Origin of the sequence: Desulfonatronum thiosulfatophilum (assembly GCF_900104215.1) — a bacterium.
Lineage (GTDB): Bacteria > Desulfobacterota > Desulfovibrionia > Desulfovibrionales > Desulfonatronaceae > Desulfonatronum > Desulfonatronum thiosulfatophilum.
On sequence record NZ_FMXO01000003.1, the window covers coordinates 78,843 to 93,391 of the forward strand.

The 14,549-nt window shown below is 57.4% G+C and carries 15 protein-coding genes and 1 riboswitch; of the genes, 7 read left to right on the forward strand and 8 right to left on the reverse strand.

Features of this window, described 5'->3' with window-relative positions; genetic code table 11:
* The first annotated feature begins 17 nt into the window (after positions 1–17).
* Positions 18–452: an MOSC domain-containing protein gene (locus tag BLP93_RS03050; protein WP_092117105.1), complete on the forward strand. Its 435-nt coding sequence runs from the start codon at positions 18–20 to the stop codon at positions 450–452.
* Between the two features lie 56 nt (positions 453–508).
* On the opposite strand, the gene BLP93_RS03055 is transcribed toward BLP93_RS03050, so the two are convergent.
* The 4 genes from BLP93_RS03055 to BLP93_RS03070 form a co-directional block, all read right to left on the reverse strand.
* Positions 509–2,554: a SpoIIE family protein phosphatase gene (locus tag BLP93_RS03055; RefSeq protein WP_161946177.1), complete on the reverse strand. Its 2,046-nt coding sequence runs from the start codon at positions 2,552–2,554 to the stop codon at positions 509–511.
* An 85-nt stretch (positions 2,555–2,639) separates the two neighbouring features.
* Positions 2,640–3,983, reverse strand: a complete 1,344-nt coding sequence (locus BLP93_RS03060; RefSeq protein ID WP_092117109.1) for a nickel pincer cofactor-dependent isomerase, group 22 — start codon at positions 3,981–3,983, stop codon at positions 2,640–2,642.
* Positions 3,984–3,990: 7 nt separating this feature from the next.
* Positions 3,991–4,902, reverse strand: coding sequence for a PP-loop family protein (locus tag BLP93_RS03065; protein ID WP_092117111.1), 912 nt, complete (start codon positions 4,900–4,902; stop codon positions 3,991–3,993).
* Between the two features lie 2 nt (positions 4,903–4,904).
* The gene (locus tag BLP93_RS03070) at positions 4,905–5,102 is read right to left on the reverse strand and encodes a MoaD/ThiS family protein (RefSeq protein ID WP_092117113.1); all 198 of its coding nucleotides are present in this window, start codon (positions 5,100–5,102) and stop codon (positions 4,905–4,907) included.
* A gap of 222 nt (positions 5,103–5,324) precedes the next feature.
* Here BLP93_RS03070 and BLP93_RS03075 point away from each other — a divergent pair, with 222 nt between their 5' ends.
* Positions 5,325–5,738: a response regulator gene (locus tag BLP93_RS03075; RefSeq protein WP_092117115.1), complete on the forward strand. Its 414-nt coding sequence runs from the start codon at positions 5,325–5,327 to the stop codon at positions 5,736–5,738.
* 141 nt (positions 5,739–5,879) lie between these two features.
* On the opposite strand, the gene mltG is transcribed toward BLP93_RS03075, so the two are convergent.
* The 4 genes from mltG to thiE all read right to left on the reverse strand — a co-directional run bounded on the left by mltG (position 5,880) and on the right by thiE (position 9,916).
* Positions 5,880–6,977, reverse strand: coding sequence for an endolytic transglycosylase MltG (mltG, locus tag BLP93_RS03080; protein ID WP_092117117.1), 1,098 nt, complete (start codon positions 6,975–6,977; stop codon positions 5,880–5,882).
* Positions 6,970–7,773, reverse strand: coding sequence for a 2-amino-3,7-dideoxy-D-threo-hept-6-ulosonate synthase (locus BLP93_RS03085; protein ID WP_092117119.1), 804 nt, complete (start codon positions 7,771–7,773; stop codon positions 6,970–6,972). The genes mltG and BLP93_RS03085 overlap by 8 nt, the downstream gene beginning before the upstream one ends.
* A 188-nt stretch (positions 7,774–7,961) precedes the next feature.
* Positions 7,962–9,266, reverse strand: coding sequence for a phosphomethylpyrimidine synthase ThiC (gene thiC, locus BLP93_RS03090; protein WP_092117121.1), 1,305 nt, complete (start codon positions 9,264–9,266; stop codon positions 7,962–7,964).
* Entirely contained in the window at positions 9,263–9,916 is a 654-nt protein-coding gene (thiE, locus tag BLP93_RS03095) for a thiamine phosphate synthase (RefSeq protein ID WP_092117123.1), read from the reverse strand. The genes thiC and thiE overlap by 4 nt, the downstream gene beginning before the upstream one ends.
* A gap of 189 nt (positions 9,917–10,105) precedes the next feature.
* Positions 10,106–10,207, reverse strand: a riboswitch (TPP riboswitch).
* A 422-nt stretch (positions 10,208–10,629) separates the two neighbouring features.
* Here thiE and BLP93_RS03100 point away from each other — a divergent pair.
* The 5 genes from BLP93_RS03100 (at position 10,630) to BLP93_RS03120 (ending at position 14,501) form a co-directional block, all read left to right on the forward strand.
* The gene (locus tag BLP93_RS03100) at positions 10,630–11,082 is read left to right on the forward strand and encodes a hemerythrin domain-containing protein (RefSeq protein ID WP_092117125.1); all 453 of its coding nucleotides are present in this window, start codon (positions 10,630–10,632) and stop codon (positions 11,080–11,082) included.
* 99 nt (positions 11,083–11,181) lie between these two features.
* Entirely contained in the window at positions 11,182–11,847 is a 666-nt protein-coding gene (locus BLP93_RS03105; protein ID WP_208596553.1) for a DUF3341 domain-containing protein, read from the forward strand.
* A gap of 65 nt (positions 11,848–11,912) precedes the next feature.
* A complete protein-coding gene (locus BLP93_RS03110) occupies positions 11,913–13,103 on the forward strand; it encodes an anaerobic nitric oxide reductase flavorubredoxin (RefSeq protein WP_092117127.1) in 1,191 nt (396 codons plus the stop codon).
* A 17-nt stretch (positions 13,104–13,120) separates the two neighbouring features.
* A complete protein-coding gene (locus tag BLP93_RS03115) occupies positions 13,121–14,278 on the forward strand; it encodes a baeRF3 domain-containing protein (RefSeq protein WP_092117129.1) in 1,158 nt (385 codons plus the stop codon).
* 88 nt (positions 14,279–14,366) lie between these two features.
* Complete coding sequence (locus BLP93_RS03120; protein ID WP_092117131.1) at positions 14,367–14,501, forward strand: DUF3096 domain-containing protein; 135 nt, start codon at positions 14,367–14,369, stop codon at positions 14,499–14,501.
* The last annotated feature ends 48 nt before the right edge of the window (positions 14,502–14,549 follow it).

Below are 14,549 nucleotides of genomic sequence, written 5' to 3' on the forward strand. Positions count from 1 at the left end.
CTTTGAGGATGGTCCGCATGGGAAAGATTATCGCCGTTTGCACCAGCCCTAAAAAGGGGCAACGCAAGAAAAATATCAATCAGGGGATGCTGGTGGCGGAACACGGGCTGCAGGACGATGCCCATGCCGGGCCGTGGCACCGCCAGGTCAGCCTGTTGGCCATGGAAAGCATCAAGAAGATGCAGGACGCAGGGTTAAAGGTGGGGCCGGGCGACTTTGCCGAGAACCTGACCACCGAGGGCATTGACTTGCCTGTTCTGCCCCTGGGCACGAAGCTGCGCATCGGCGAGACGGCCGTGGGAGAGGTGACCCAGATCGGCAAGGAATGCCATACCCGGTGCGCCATATTTCACCAAGCCGGCGACTGCGTGATGCCCAAGGAGGGCATTTTCATCCGGGTGCTCTTAGGCGGTCCGGTGCAGGTCGGGGACGCAGTGGAGGTGATACCGTAGGGGCGATCCCTGTTATTGCCTTTTGCCGACACCCCTCAGGCTCGTCCTTCGCAAAGCTATGCTGCCGGCGGCGCCATGCCGCGAAACTTGATGCAGAGCATGGTGATGTCGTCGGACTGATCCGCTTCTGCCACATGCAGGGCCAGGTCGGTCTGAACGTGCCGGATTGCGGCGGTTGCGTCGCGTTCCGGAAGTGTCTCCATGGTGGCCAGCAGCCTTTCGTCGGAGTACAGCTCCTTCCTGATGTTCATGGCCTCGGTGATGCCGTCGGTGTAGAGAAACAACAATTCATCGGGAGCCAGATTCGTTTCCAGCGGACTATAGGGCAGATCCTCCATGGCGCCGACCATGGGACCGCTGCGGCCTTCCAGGAAACGAGCCTTGCCGTCCCGGTCCACAATGACCGGCTGATTGTGTCCGCCGTTGGAATACCGCAACTCACCCGTGCGGACGTCGAGGACTCCGATGAACAAGGTCACGAACATGGAGTTGGGGTTGTTGGGCGCCAGGTTATTGTTCATGGTTTCCATGATCCGGGCCGGGTTCAATTCTTCGACCGCGGCGATCCGGAACAGGGTCCGGCTGACGGCCATGAACAGCGCCGCGGGAACGCCCTTGTCCGAGACATCGCCCACGGCAAAGCAGAAGTGATGTTCGTCGATGAAGAAAAAGTCGTAGAGATCTCCCCCGACTTCCCGGGCCGGTTCCAGCACGGCGTACAGGTCGAACTCGGGACGCTCGGGATAAGGCGGAAACGTTTTGGGGATCAGGCCGAGCTGAATTTCCCGGGCCACGCTGAGTTCGGTTTCCATGCGCTCGTTGAGCGCCGTGGTTTCGAGCAAAGAGCGGACATTGTCCCGCAGGGAGTGGTCCATGAAGATCAGGGCTTCGGCGAGCCTGCCAACCTCGTCCTTGTTCTGGCGCGGCAGGTGATCAATGGCCGTGCTGCGCGGATCGGCAGAGGTGAAGTCCGTCTCGGGCATGGATTTGGCGTAATCCGTCAAGGCGTTCAGGGGCCTGGTCAGCCGGATGGCCAGCAGCAGCCCCAGGGCCAGGCTGGCCAGAAGCACGCCGGCGATGATCAGGCTCAGGCGCGAAACCAGATCCCGGGCCGGGGCGCTGATCTCATCGACAAAACCCATGGCGGCCACATACCAGCCCAGGGTCCTGAAGTACCCGCTAAACGCTTCTATTTCGCGGAGCTGCATATCCTCCTCAGTCCGGAGCACGATGCGGATCGAAGCCCGTTCCCTGCTCTGAGCCGCGGCCTTGAGTTCTTCCAGGATGAGGCCGCCAGTCAGTTCGTTGATCGCACCTTCAAGATTCAGGGCCTCATATGCCGGCTGAATGAGCATCTCGCCCTGGGCGTTGAAAAGCGCTATTGAGCCGGATTTGGCGATGCGGATCTTGCTGAAGTTGACCCGCAAATTGTTTATCAACTCCTCCAGCTTGCGTTCACCCTCCCGTTCCAGTTCTTCGATGTCCACGGCTGCCCCGATGATCCAGTCCGTGAGCGGGTAATGAACGAACCACCCGAATTTCTTGACCGGATGGGCGTGGTCGGTCCAGGGCCAGAAAAAGGTGGCCGAAGCATGGCCTTGCCGCCGGACTTCCTCCTCCACGGCCCTGGCCAGGGGCAGGCCCTTGATGTCCTGGATCTGGTTCAGATTGGAACCTCGGGCTTCCTTGTGCGGGTGGGCCAAAAGCACGCCCTGAAGATCAAAGACCAGAAGCTCGGTTCCTTCCACAAAGGTGGGAGCGCTTAACCAGTCCAGGGCACGCTGCATGGCATCTTGCCCGGCTTTCTCGGCTGGCGGGGCAGCGGCAAATATCTCGTCCAAACCGGTATGGGCCATCATGGTCATGCCCTGCAGCGTGCGGCGATGCGCATTCACCGCATCCATTCGGCTGCGCAACAAGTCCCGATATCCGCTCTGGATGTTCAGCTCCACCAGCTCCAAAACGTTGCGGGCGCTGCGCTGTTCGGCGTCGAACATGGCTTCTTCCACGTCCCGGTGCGTGAAGTACAGTACGAGAACAGCCACCAGGGCGAGAATTACGCATACCAGAAAAAATATTTTGGTCTTCAATGAATGGAACAAATCTTTCTCCCTTGATGGCTTCAGTACAAAAAATGAAAAAAAATGCGCTGCCATGCATGGCCTAATCTATCTGTCGAATATCAGGCTATTCTTCTTTGTGAGCATTTTTGAAGAGAATATTTTTGCGCACAGGCAAGCATGGAAAAGGAGCCAGATCATCGCCGATGAAATCCATGGGCCTGGGAGGATGCAGAAGTTCCTGATCGGCAGGCGCGTTCTGGAGTAGAGCTGGCGAGACGTACAGTCGTTCCAGGCTTCGGGTGTTTTGGATGCGGGAAATGCGCAGTTCGCCCGGCGGGATTGCGCCCAAGGTGTGAATGGCGGCGGCCAGGGCCAGGCGGTCCGAGGGCAGGTGCAGGGGCAGGGCGGCCTTTTCCGGGCTGAGGCCGGTCAGGGCGTTGATCATCGTTTTGGAGTAGTCCAGGCTTCGGACCACCCGATCCGTGGTCACGTCGGCAAAGCCGATGCCCAGGGCGTTGCCCTCGGTTCCCGGGCTGAGATCACGCACGAATATCCGCTTGATTTGCGTGGACGTCGCAAAGTCGCCGAGAATGTCCCGGTTGCGCCCGGTGACGTTGGTGTCCATGCCCGTGCCGCTGATGTCCTTGCCGATCTGGTCCACAATCAGCACGTCCAATTCGGAAAAAGGCAGTTTCGGGGCAAGCTTTTTGGCCAGGGTCAACAGGTGGTTTTCCTGATAAGGGATCTCCTGGGGAAGGAGGATGCGCAGCGTGTGCAGCCGTCCCACTCCGTTTTCCACCAGCCCCACGCCGCAGAGCAGATTGCCGCGTTTCAGGATGGTCAGAGCCGTGGATTCGATCAGCGCGAACATCCCGTGCACCGGAGCCAGGGAGTGCAGCCGCCGGGCACCCAGGTCGTTCCCCAAACCCACGGCCAGCATTTTCATCAGCCCGCTTTCCACCGGCCCTTTGAACTTGGTGTGGGCCTTGATGCGGTTGACGACCACCAGATGATCGGCCCGCGCGGCCAGGGCGTCCACCAGCACGGGCATCCCTTGGGCGGTGGTTCCAAGTTCAACTGTCTCCACCCCTGATCGGACGGGCACGCCCATGGACCGTGCGGTGATGCCCAGACTCTCCAGAACCTGCTCCTGGCCCAGGGCCGTGGCGCCGCCGTGGCTGCCCATGGCCGTGACGATGAACGGCTGGGCTCCCAGTCCCCGGAACAGATCGCCCAGTGCGCGCACCACCTGGTCCAAGCGGTGGATGCCCCGGCTACCGACGGCGATGGCCACGGATTGTCCGGGAGCGATCCGGGACGCGAGATCCAGGTCGCCGGCCTGGGCGGCCAGGACTTCGGCGACGTCGCCGAGTTCCCTCGTGTCCAGCTTCCGGCGGATCAAGGCCATGTCCGGAAATCGGACCGAACCAAGCAGTCTGCTCAGCGCGGATTGCGGGGAGTCGACCATGCCGCCGTCATGCCTCTTGCTCCTGCCCGACCATGTTCTTGATCCTGCAAACGCCGCATGTTTCCGCGGAAGTGGGATAACCGCAACTGGAGCAGGCCACTAATGCACTCTCCTTTCGATCCGCCCAGGCCGCGAAAACCGGACGGCCGTCACGCAGGAAGTTTTCGTAAAACTGGACCTTGGCTCCGGACATCCGCGTTTCGAGATCGGACCACAGGCCCTTGTATATGGGAAAACTCGCCTTGGCACTGTACGGGCAGGGGGCCGTGACATGTTCGATACCGCGCAGGAAGCAGAAATTGGCGATCTCGAATTCAGTAAGGCGATACAGCGGCTTGATCTTGGATGCGAATCCGGCGGTTGCGGGCAGAAGCGGTCCCTGGTCGCTCAGGTAGGCGGAATCCCAGCGCACAGTGTTCGCGAAAAGCCGGCTGACCTCGTCGTCCAGATTGTGCCCCGTGGCCAGGACGGAGAAGTTGTTCTCAATGGCAAACTTGTTGAAATAGTATCTTTTCAACTTGCCGCACACCGAACATATCGGGCGCTTGATCTTGGATTTGACCAGGGGAATGGACAGCCCCTCGCGGCGCAGCTCGACAACCGTCAGCGGTACATTCAGAGATTCGCAAAAGGTTTCGCAGACCCGACGTGCTTCAGGAGACGAGTCCGGGATGTCCAGATCCACGTGCAGGCCGTGCACGTCATGGCCAAGCTCCTGAAGTTGCATGATCAGCGCCAGGGAATCCTTGCCTCCGCTTACGGCGACCAGAACCCGCTCCTGGGGCGCGATCATCTTGTGGCGATGAATGGATCGTTCCACCTGGGACCGAAAGAAATCCGGATAGCATTCGGCGCAGAACGCGGTGTTGTGGCTGGGCAGCGCAACGGCGGCCAGGGCTTTGCATTTGCGGCATTTCATGATTACCCTCTTGATGACACGCCGCGGACGATGATTGTGTCTCCGGCGTTGATTCGGCGATCCGGGGTGAGCAACTCCTTGTTGCGGATGACGAGTGCCGCATTGGGGCCGAGCCCGAGTTGACGGAGCAACTGCAGGACCGTGGAGGCTTTGGTGATCTCTATCTCCCTGCCCTTGGGTTCCAAACGAACGGAAATCATAATGTTACCTCGACAAAAATTTGTTCTTTGTCTATCCATGTAGGCGGGCAAACTCAACTGTTTCATTGGAGTTGAGGCCCGTAGATGATCTGTGTACCATAATGGCCGCCGTGTCCATAACAGCGCATGTTCGGCGCTGCGTTTATATCTGCTTATCTGCTCTAACCGTCGCATCATTCTGCGAAACTATGGAACTGAATGCGCCCCACCAAGGAGGTCAGTATGGCCAAGGGAAAAATACTCGTAGTCGACGATGAACATCATATTCGCCTGCTATATCAGGAAGAACTCCAGGTAGAAGACTATGAAGTGGTCACTTCGGATGGTTCGGAGAATATTTTAGAGGTCTTGTCCCGGGAAAAACCGCAAGTGGTGGTCCTGGACATCAAGCTGGAGGGAAATCGATCAGGTCTGGATCTGTTGCAGGAAATCCGCAGTCAAGATCAATCCATTCCCGTTATTCTGTGCACGGCTTACGACAGCTTTCAGCACGATCTGAAATCCATTGCCGCTGATTTTTACGTGGTCAAGTCCGTGGACCTGACAGAATTGAAAAGCAAGGTGGAACAAGCTCTCAAAAAGGCGGAGAAACAATCCGGTTCCTCTTCAGGAGAGGCACAGCCCTCGTACTTTTGACCGCTATTTCTTTCTCAGAACAGAACATAAAAACCGGATTTAATCCGGTTTTTTTTATTTCCTTCAATGATGAGACATTGCTGATAGTTCACCTTGCGCCTGGATAAGTTTTTTCAGGTACCGTAACCTTGGCTGTTCGGGCTAGTTTCGGCGCAGCATCCGGAATTGGCGCACAGCCCGGTTGTGTTCTTCCAGGGTCCGGCTGAAGTTGTGTGACCCGTCTCCAGCGGAGACGAAATAGAACAGATTGTGCTGTTCCGGCTCCAGCACGGCCCTCATGGACGCCAGGCCCGGAGAGGCGATGGGGCCGGGTGGCAGGCCCGAATGCGCATAGGTGTTGTAGGGGTTGGCGGCGTCCTCCAAATGGACCCTCAGGAGTGGTCCGGAGAAATCCGGTCCCAAACCGTAGATGACCGTGGGATCGCACTGCAGGCGCATGCCGATCCGCAATCTGTTGGCAAAGACACCGGCTATGCGTTCTCTCTCCTCTGCCAATCCGGTCTCTCTTTCCACCAGGGAGGCCAGGATCACCGTTTCCCGGACCACATCCCAGGACGGCCTACCTTCCGGCCATAGCTGCTCATCCGCCACCCGCCAAAAAGACCTGAGCATCATTTCCACGATGGGCCGGGCGTCCTTGTTGCGGGGCCGCGGCAGGAAGTAGGTTTCCGGAAAAAGAAATCCTTCGGCGTTCTTTCCCTGGATATGATGTTTTCGCAGGACGTCCGGATCAGCCACGGCCCGGGCGAAACTCTCAAAATCGGCCAGACCTGATTGCTCCACGAGCTGCCCGACCTGCCACCAGGTCAATCCTTCCGGCACCTGCAACCGGTGCAGATATACCCGCCCGGAAGTCAGTACGTCCAAAACCCTTTCAGGCAGCCATGAGGTATGCAAGGCGAACTCCCCGGCTTGAACCGAAGCCGCCTGTCCCATGGCCTGGGCGTAGAGGCGAAAACGCAGCCCACTGGTAACCACGCCCTCCTCTTCGAGAAGACTGCTGATGCGGACCATGGACATGCCCGGTGTGATGGTCACGATCCGGCTCTCTCCGGGTTCCTGAGGAGGAACGTGCAGAAAACGGTAGACATCCCAGGCTGCCAGGCCGCCAACCAGGATCAGGAGTGCCAGCAGTAAAAGCAGGAGCTTGCCCAGCCATCGACGCCCTCTCCCGCGGGGGGAGGGAATGACGGGATCGTTTTCTCCGGCTGATGGAAAAGTGCTGGGATGATCAACCATCGCGTCCCAGCCTCTCCATGGCCTGATCCACGCTCAGGTCGTCATGCACGATGCCGTGCAGCGCCTTGAGCAGTGTTTTCGGATCTTCGTCCTGAAAGATGTTCCGGCCCATGGACAACCCCGCGCCGCCTGCGCTGACGGAGTCGGCCACCATGCGCAGCACGTCCCGGACGCTGTTCATCTTCGGTCCGCCGGCAATGACCACTGGCACGCAACAGGACTCGACGACCCGCTGGAAGCTTTCCATGTCCCCGGTGTAGGGCACCTTTACCAGGTCAGCGCCCAGTTCCACGCCCACCCGGGCGCAATGGGACACAATAGCCGGATCGAATTCATTGACGATTTTCGGGCCCCTTGCATACATCATGGCCAGCATGGGAATTCCCCAGGAAGCAGCCGTGGCGCTGACCTTGCCCATGTCCTCGAGCATGACCCGCTCGTTTTCATCACCCAGGTTGACGTGCACGGAAACGCCGTCCGCGCCCAGGCGAATGGCCTCTTCCACCGTGGCAACCAGGGTTTTGGCGTTGGGGAAGGGGGAGAGGGACGTGCTGGCTGATAAGTGAATGATCAGGCCGATGTCCGGTCCGCTGCCCCGGTGCCCGCAGCGCACAAGACCCTTGTGCATGACCACGGCATTGGCCCCGCCGCCCGCGATCTGGCTCAGGGTCTGGCGCATGTCGATCAGGCCCGACAACGGTCCCACGGTCACGCCATGATCCAGAGGCACAATGACGGCTCTCCGGGTGTTGCGGTTCAGTATCCGTTCCAGTCTGATCTGTTTTCCAAGATGCATGACGCTGCTCCTGTGAGGCGGTTGAAATGGCGGAATCCGGGGAATCCACAATCAGTTGGGTTGATCTACTCAAGATTCGCTGCAAAAATCAAGCGTAGCGCCGGCTTATGAGTGATGTGAACGCCACTCGCTGATCTTCGAGACACACCGGATCTTTTCCGTTTCGAGGTCTTATTACAAGTCCCTTCTCAATCATCCAGCCGGATGTCTTTGCCCTCCTTGAGGCGTTTCATGGTTCGCACGGCGCACATCTTGCCGCACATGGTGCATGAATCCTCATGGGCCGGGCGGGAGGATTCCCGGTAGGCGCGGGCTTTTTCCGGGTCCAGGGCCAGGTTGAACATGGCCTCCCAGTCCAGGTCGGCCCGGGCCTTGGACATCTTGTCGTCCCAGTCCCGCGCGCCCGGGATGCCCTTGGCGATGTCCGCGGCATGGGCCGCGATGCGGGCGGCCATGATTCCTTCCTTCATGTCGTCCAGCGTGGGCAGGCGCAGGTGTTCGGCCGGAGTGACGTAGCACAGGAAATCCGCGCCGGCGGCGCCGGCCACGGCTCCGCCGATGGCGCTGGTGATGTGGTCGTAGCCGGGGGCTACGTCCGTGACCAGAGGGCCGAGCACGTAGAACGGCGCGCCGTGGCAGAGCCGTTTTTCCAGGACCATGTTCGCGGCGATCTCGTTCAGGGCCATGTGGCCGGGACCTTCGATCATCACCTGCACGTTGCGCTCCCAGGCCCGCCTGGTCAGCTCGCCGAGGACGATCATTTCCTGGACCTGGACCGCGTCCGTGGCGTCGTGCAATGATCCGGGCCGGCAGCCGTCGCCCAGGCTCAAGGTGACGTCGTGCTGCGCGCAGATCTCCAGCAGCCGGTCGTAATGCTCGTAGAAGGGATTTTCGGCGTTGTTCTCCTTCATCCAGGCGTAGAGCAGCGAGCCGCCCCGGGAAACCAGCGAAGTCAGGCGCTGGGTTTTCTCGATCCGTTCGGCGGTCAGCCTGTTCAATCCGCAGTGGATGGTCAGGAAATCCACGCCGTCGTCCACATGGGCCTGGACCACGTCGAAAAACTCGTCCGCGCTGATGTCGGACAAGTTCTTGTCGTAGAATCCCACGGCGTCGTAGATGGGCACCGTGCCGATCATGGCCCGGGACTCGGCGATCAGCGCCTGGCGGAACTCGCGGGTCTTGCCGAAGCAGCTCAGGTCCATGATCGCCTCGGCTCCCAGGCGCAGGGCGTGACGGACCTTTTCCATTTCCAGGTCCATGTCGCAGGCGTCCTTGGAAATGCCGAGGTTGACGTTGATCTTGGTGCGCAGGCCCAGCCCGACGCCTTCCGGATCGAGGTGGGCGTGGTTGCGGTTCGCCGGTATGATCACCGTACCCTGGGCCATGCGCTGGACCAGGGTCTCCAGCGCCATGTTTTCCTTGTCCGCCACGATACGCATCTGCGGGGTGATGATACCCTTGCGGGCCGCGTCCATCTGGGTGGTCCAGCTCATGATCCGATCTCCTGAAAGGTTGAGTGCATGCGATTGCGCAAAGTCCGGATCTGGCCGGCAATATCCTCGTGACCGACGATTTCCGTGATCATGGCCACGCAGCCTGCGCCGCGCCGCTTTACTTCCGCGATGTTGTGTTCCTTGATCCCGCCGATGACCACGAAGGGAATGGTCAGGTTGGCCGCGACCCATTCCAGGTACTCCAGGCCCACGGGAGCGCAGACGTCCTTTTTCGTCCTGGTGGCGTAAATCGGCCCGACGCCGATATAGTCCGCCCCTGCCTCCACCGCGGCCCTGGCCTGTTCCGGAGAATGCGTGGACAGGCCGATGATCTTGCCCGGACCGAGCAGGCGGCGGACCACGGGCACGGGCAGATCGTCCTGCCCCACGTGCACCCCGTCCGCATCCACGGCCTGGGCCACGGCCACGTCGTCATTGACCAGAAACAGCGCACCGGCCTTGCGGGTCATCTCCCGAATGAGCTCGCATTCCCGGAGCTTTTCACCAGCATGTTTGTATTTTTCGCGGTACTGGACCAGCTTCACTCCGGCGTCCAGCATGGCCTGGACCACGGCCACGTTGGATCGCCCCAGGGAGTGCTCCTCGCTGGTTAGGCAGTAGAGATCAACGGCGTGCAGCGGATTGTTCATGATTGCCTCTTTGGGTTGTGTGAACACAGCTATATATAAATAGTCAGGGCATAGATTCGCAAAAATACGAACTGATACCCAGCGTCGTTCTTGCTGGAAGCGGAAAGTGGCGGGTGAGACGAAGAAGGAGACAACGGGGGCAAAAAAATGCCCTTCCGGGACCTAAAATGCAGCGTGGCGGTCCGAAAAGGCAGTGCGTGGCTGCTTCCCTACGACGGCATGGTCCGTATCAGGTTCCAAGGGTCGGGGCGATCGCCCCCTCTCAGCCCAACGGCTCCCCCAGCAATGAATAAACTGGTACCGTATCCTTTAGAACCTGTAAAGTTCCTGGTTTGTACACTTTGGCATTCTAAGGATGTCGCGCTACTTGCGCGCGAATAGCAAAGCTCAAGAACTCATAATACTATTCAACTTAATTGAAGGCACCGCGGCAATCGTCCGGCGAAGCATAATACTTAATTAAATTTAAATGGTTATGCTATAATAGCGAAACGGGTCAGCCTTCGCTACGAAGAGAAAAGCTGCCGCCATACATTATCACCCCACCATAATTACGGCTTTTCCCTAGTGACGGTTTTGTCGAGGGCAAGGTAAAAACGAAATACATTCGACTCTGGCACCCCGGTACTTCACTGCGATGTTGCACTTATAGCAGGGATCAAAGTGAGTTTTACGAGTCAGGAGCAATCTCAAATTCAACAAGGAGAACAGAGATGAACAAGTTATTTCAGATGATTAAGAAGGACCATCAAGAGGTGAAAGGCATCCTCGGGAAACTGAAGGCGAGCAAACAAAGTGATTCCAAAAAAAGAGAAGAATTGTTTCATACCCTCAAGCAGGAGCTTGTGCCGCATATGAAGGCCGAAGAGGCCATCTTTTACACGCCGTTGATGGGGAAGAAAGAGGCCCGGGAAGAGGCCATGGAAGGTATGGAGGAGCACCATGTAAGTGAGATGGTCCTGAAAGAACTCGATAAAATGCCGAAGGACGACGACAAATGGGGCGCCAAGGTAAGCGTATTCAAGGAACTCGTGGAGCATCATATCCAGGAAGAAGAATCCGAGCTGTTCAAGGCCGCTGAAAAGGCGATGAGTAAAGATGAGCTCGATATGATGGCGGAGAAGGTTGAGGAGGAGAAGCAGAAAATCAAGAAAAAGCTGAAATAATCGCAATGGGGGGAGAAGAGCTGAAAGTTCTTCTCCCTCCATGCCAGATGCGCGAACAAACTTCGACGATAGCAGCCATCTTAGAAATGGAGAGTAAACATGGCTTCAAAAAACATCGCCGTTTACGGCATTTATCCAAGCCGTCCAATGGTTGAACGGGCGGTGGACGAACTGAAGAAAGAAGGTTTTCGCAACACGGACATCTCCGTCCTTTTTCCGGAAAATATTGGGAACAAGGAATTCGCGATCGACAAGTCCACGAAAGCTCCTGAAGGGGCGACCACAGGCGCCGGGACCGGCGCGGTGATCGGGGGAGGATTGGGATGGCTGGCGGGTATCGGCTTGCTGGCCATTCCCGGTATTGGCCCCTTTGTTGCCGCGGGTCCCATTATGGCGGCCCTGGCCGGCGTCGGCGCCGGAGGACTGGTTGGGGGGATCGCCGGCGCCCTGGTGGGCATGGGGATACCTGAATACGAAGCCAATCGCTACGAAGGCCGGATCAAGCAGGGAGGGATTCTTCTCTCCGTTCATGCGGACGACCGGGACTGGAAGAAAAAGGCCAAGGACATCCTGGAGCGCACGGAGGCGGAGGATATTGGCTCCAAGGCTGAATCTCGAGCGGATCTGGATGCCACGGACAAACCCTATCCCGAGGGTGAAAAGGCTGTACCACATACCGCTACCGCCCACGGCGATCCGCACGAAACGAGTGCGGCCGATCCCGTGTCCAAATGGTCTAAAGATCCACGCACCCCCAACGTTTAGTAAAAACCGTCGTTCAATCTCAAATCCTGACCGGTCTCCCGGTCATGCATAATTGGAGGCCCTTGATGGCTTTTCAAATCAACAACAATGTCACATGGGTCGGAAAGGTCGACTGGGAACTGCGAACATTCCATGGACAGGAATACTCCACCCATCGCGGATCAAGCTACAATTCCTATCTGGTCCGGGATGAAAAAACCGCCCTCATTGATACCGTGTGGGGCAAATTTTCCCAAGAATTCCTGGTGGAACTGCAACAGCAAATTCCCTTGGATAAGATCGACTTCGTCATCGCCAATCATGCGGAAACCGACCACAGCGGCGCTTTGCCGGAACTCATGCGCCATATCCCGGATGTTCCCATTTATTGTACCGCAAACGGCGTGAATTCCCTGAAGGGACATTATCACCAGGACTGGAATTTTCAGGTTGTCAAAACCGGCGACAAACTCACCCTTGGGTCGAAGGAGCTGGTTTTTGTTGAGGCCAGACTGTTGCACTGGCCGGACAACATGATGTGCTACCTGACAGGAGACAACATCCTCTTCAGCAATGATGCCTTTGGGCAGCATCTGGCGTCCGAAAAAATGTACAATGATCTGGTGGACCAGGCGGAACTGTTCCAGGAGGCTATTAAGTACTATGCCAACATCCTGACTCCGTTCAGTTCGCTGGTTGACAAAAAAATTAAGGAAATCTTGGAACTGGGGCTTCCGGTGGACATGATCTGTCCCAGCCATGGAGTGATCTGGCGGAAAGATCCTCTGCAGATCGTGCACCAATATCTGAAGTGGGCGAATGCCTATGCTGAGAATCAAGTCACCATCATCTACGATACCATGTGGGACGGAACCCGGAGAATGGCGGAGGCCATCGCCAAAGGAATCGCTGAAGCCAACGGCGACATTGATGTGAAGCTCTACAACGTCGGCAAGTCGGACAAGAACGACGTGATAACCGAGGTCTTCAAGTCAAAGGCAATCCTGGTCGGATCACCGACCATCAACCAGGGCATCCTTTCGGCCACCGCTGCAGTTTTGGAAGAAATAAGGGGATTGCAGTTCAAGAACAAGAAGGCCGCGGCATTTGGGTGTTTCGGCTGGAGCGGAGAATCGGTGAAAATCATCTCCGACAGACTGCGAGAGGGCGGCTTTCATTTGGTTAGTGATGGAATTCGCGAAAAGTGGAACCCCAACAATGAGGCCGTGGAGAATTGCATCCGGTTCGGCAGAGAGTTCGCATCAAGTTTAACGTAACCCAGAGAGAGGTCTGAATGAACAACACATTGGAAAAAGATTACGCCGCCGGTTTGTTTGACAACTGTGAACCACCCTGCCTTTCCCTGTATCAGCCGACGTACAGGAATTTTCCGGAGAACAAACAGGATCCGATCCGATTCAAAAATCTGGTGAAGAAGCTGGAAGAGTCACTGCTGCGGCAGTATCCAGAGAACGACATTGGGCCGTTGCTCAAGCCGTTTCGGGATTTGTCCGAGGACCGTGAGTTCTGGAACCATACTTTGGATGGATTGGCCGTGCTGGGATCAAAAGGGTTCTTTCGGGTTTATACCTTCCAGCGACCGGTATCCGAATTGGCCGTCGCGGCGGACAATTTCCACACCAAGCCCCTGTGGCGCATCCTGCAATCAGCCGACCGTTATCAGATTCTCGCGGTGAACCGGAAGGAGATTAAGCTTTTCGAAGGCAATCGCGACGCATTGGATGAGATCATGCCGGCTCCGGATGTTCCCAAGACGCTGGTGGAAGCATTGGGTGAGGAATTGACGGATCCTCGCCTGACCGTTGCCAGATATGGAGGCGTCGGCGTGGGAAAAAATGCCATGCACCACGGCCATGGCGGAAAGAAGGACCAGGTTGATCTCGACGCGGAACGTTACTTCCGGGCCGTAGACCGCGCGGTCATGGAACATCACTCCCAGCCGTCCGGACTGCCGCTGATCCTGGCCGCGCTTCCGGAGCACCATCACATGTTTCACGAAGTCAGCCGCAATCCCCAGCTCCTGCCGGAGGGCATCACGGTTCATCCGGATTCGCTTTCATCCCTGGACGAACTGCGCAAGCTCTCCTGGCGGCTGGTAGAGCCTCGGTATCTGGGCATTCTGGCGGATCATGTGGAAAAATTCGGCACGGCAAAGGCCGAAGAGCTGGGCGACGACAACGTTGCGCAGGTTGCCAAGGCGATCATCGAGGGCCGGGTTGGTACGCTGCTGGTGGAGGCCGATCGTGAAATTCCCGGAAGGGTGGATGCGAGTACCGGAGAGATCGAACTGGACGACATCATGGACCCCAAGATGGACGACCTGCTCGACGATCTGGGGCAGATGGCTATGCGTAAAGGCGCTACAGTCGTGGTCGTTCCAGCCGAACGAATGCCAACGCAGACCGGAATAGCCGCGATCTATCGATTTTGATGGAAAATGTGATCTGGCGGGACACGGGGTATTCAAACCCAGTGTCCCGGTCTGTCTGTTAAGAAAATTCTGATGAAGGATGGAAAAAATGCAAATAAACGTAACGGCTGAACCGATTGTTTCCATCATCGCGGGGATTTTGATCCTGATCTTTCCCAGAGTGTTGAATTACATTGTCGCCATCTATCTGATTATCTTTGGCATACTCAGGTTGATAAACTGACCGAGATAACGTTGAAGATCGTTCGTTCTTTGTTTTTCTTCGTGGTGA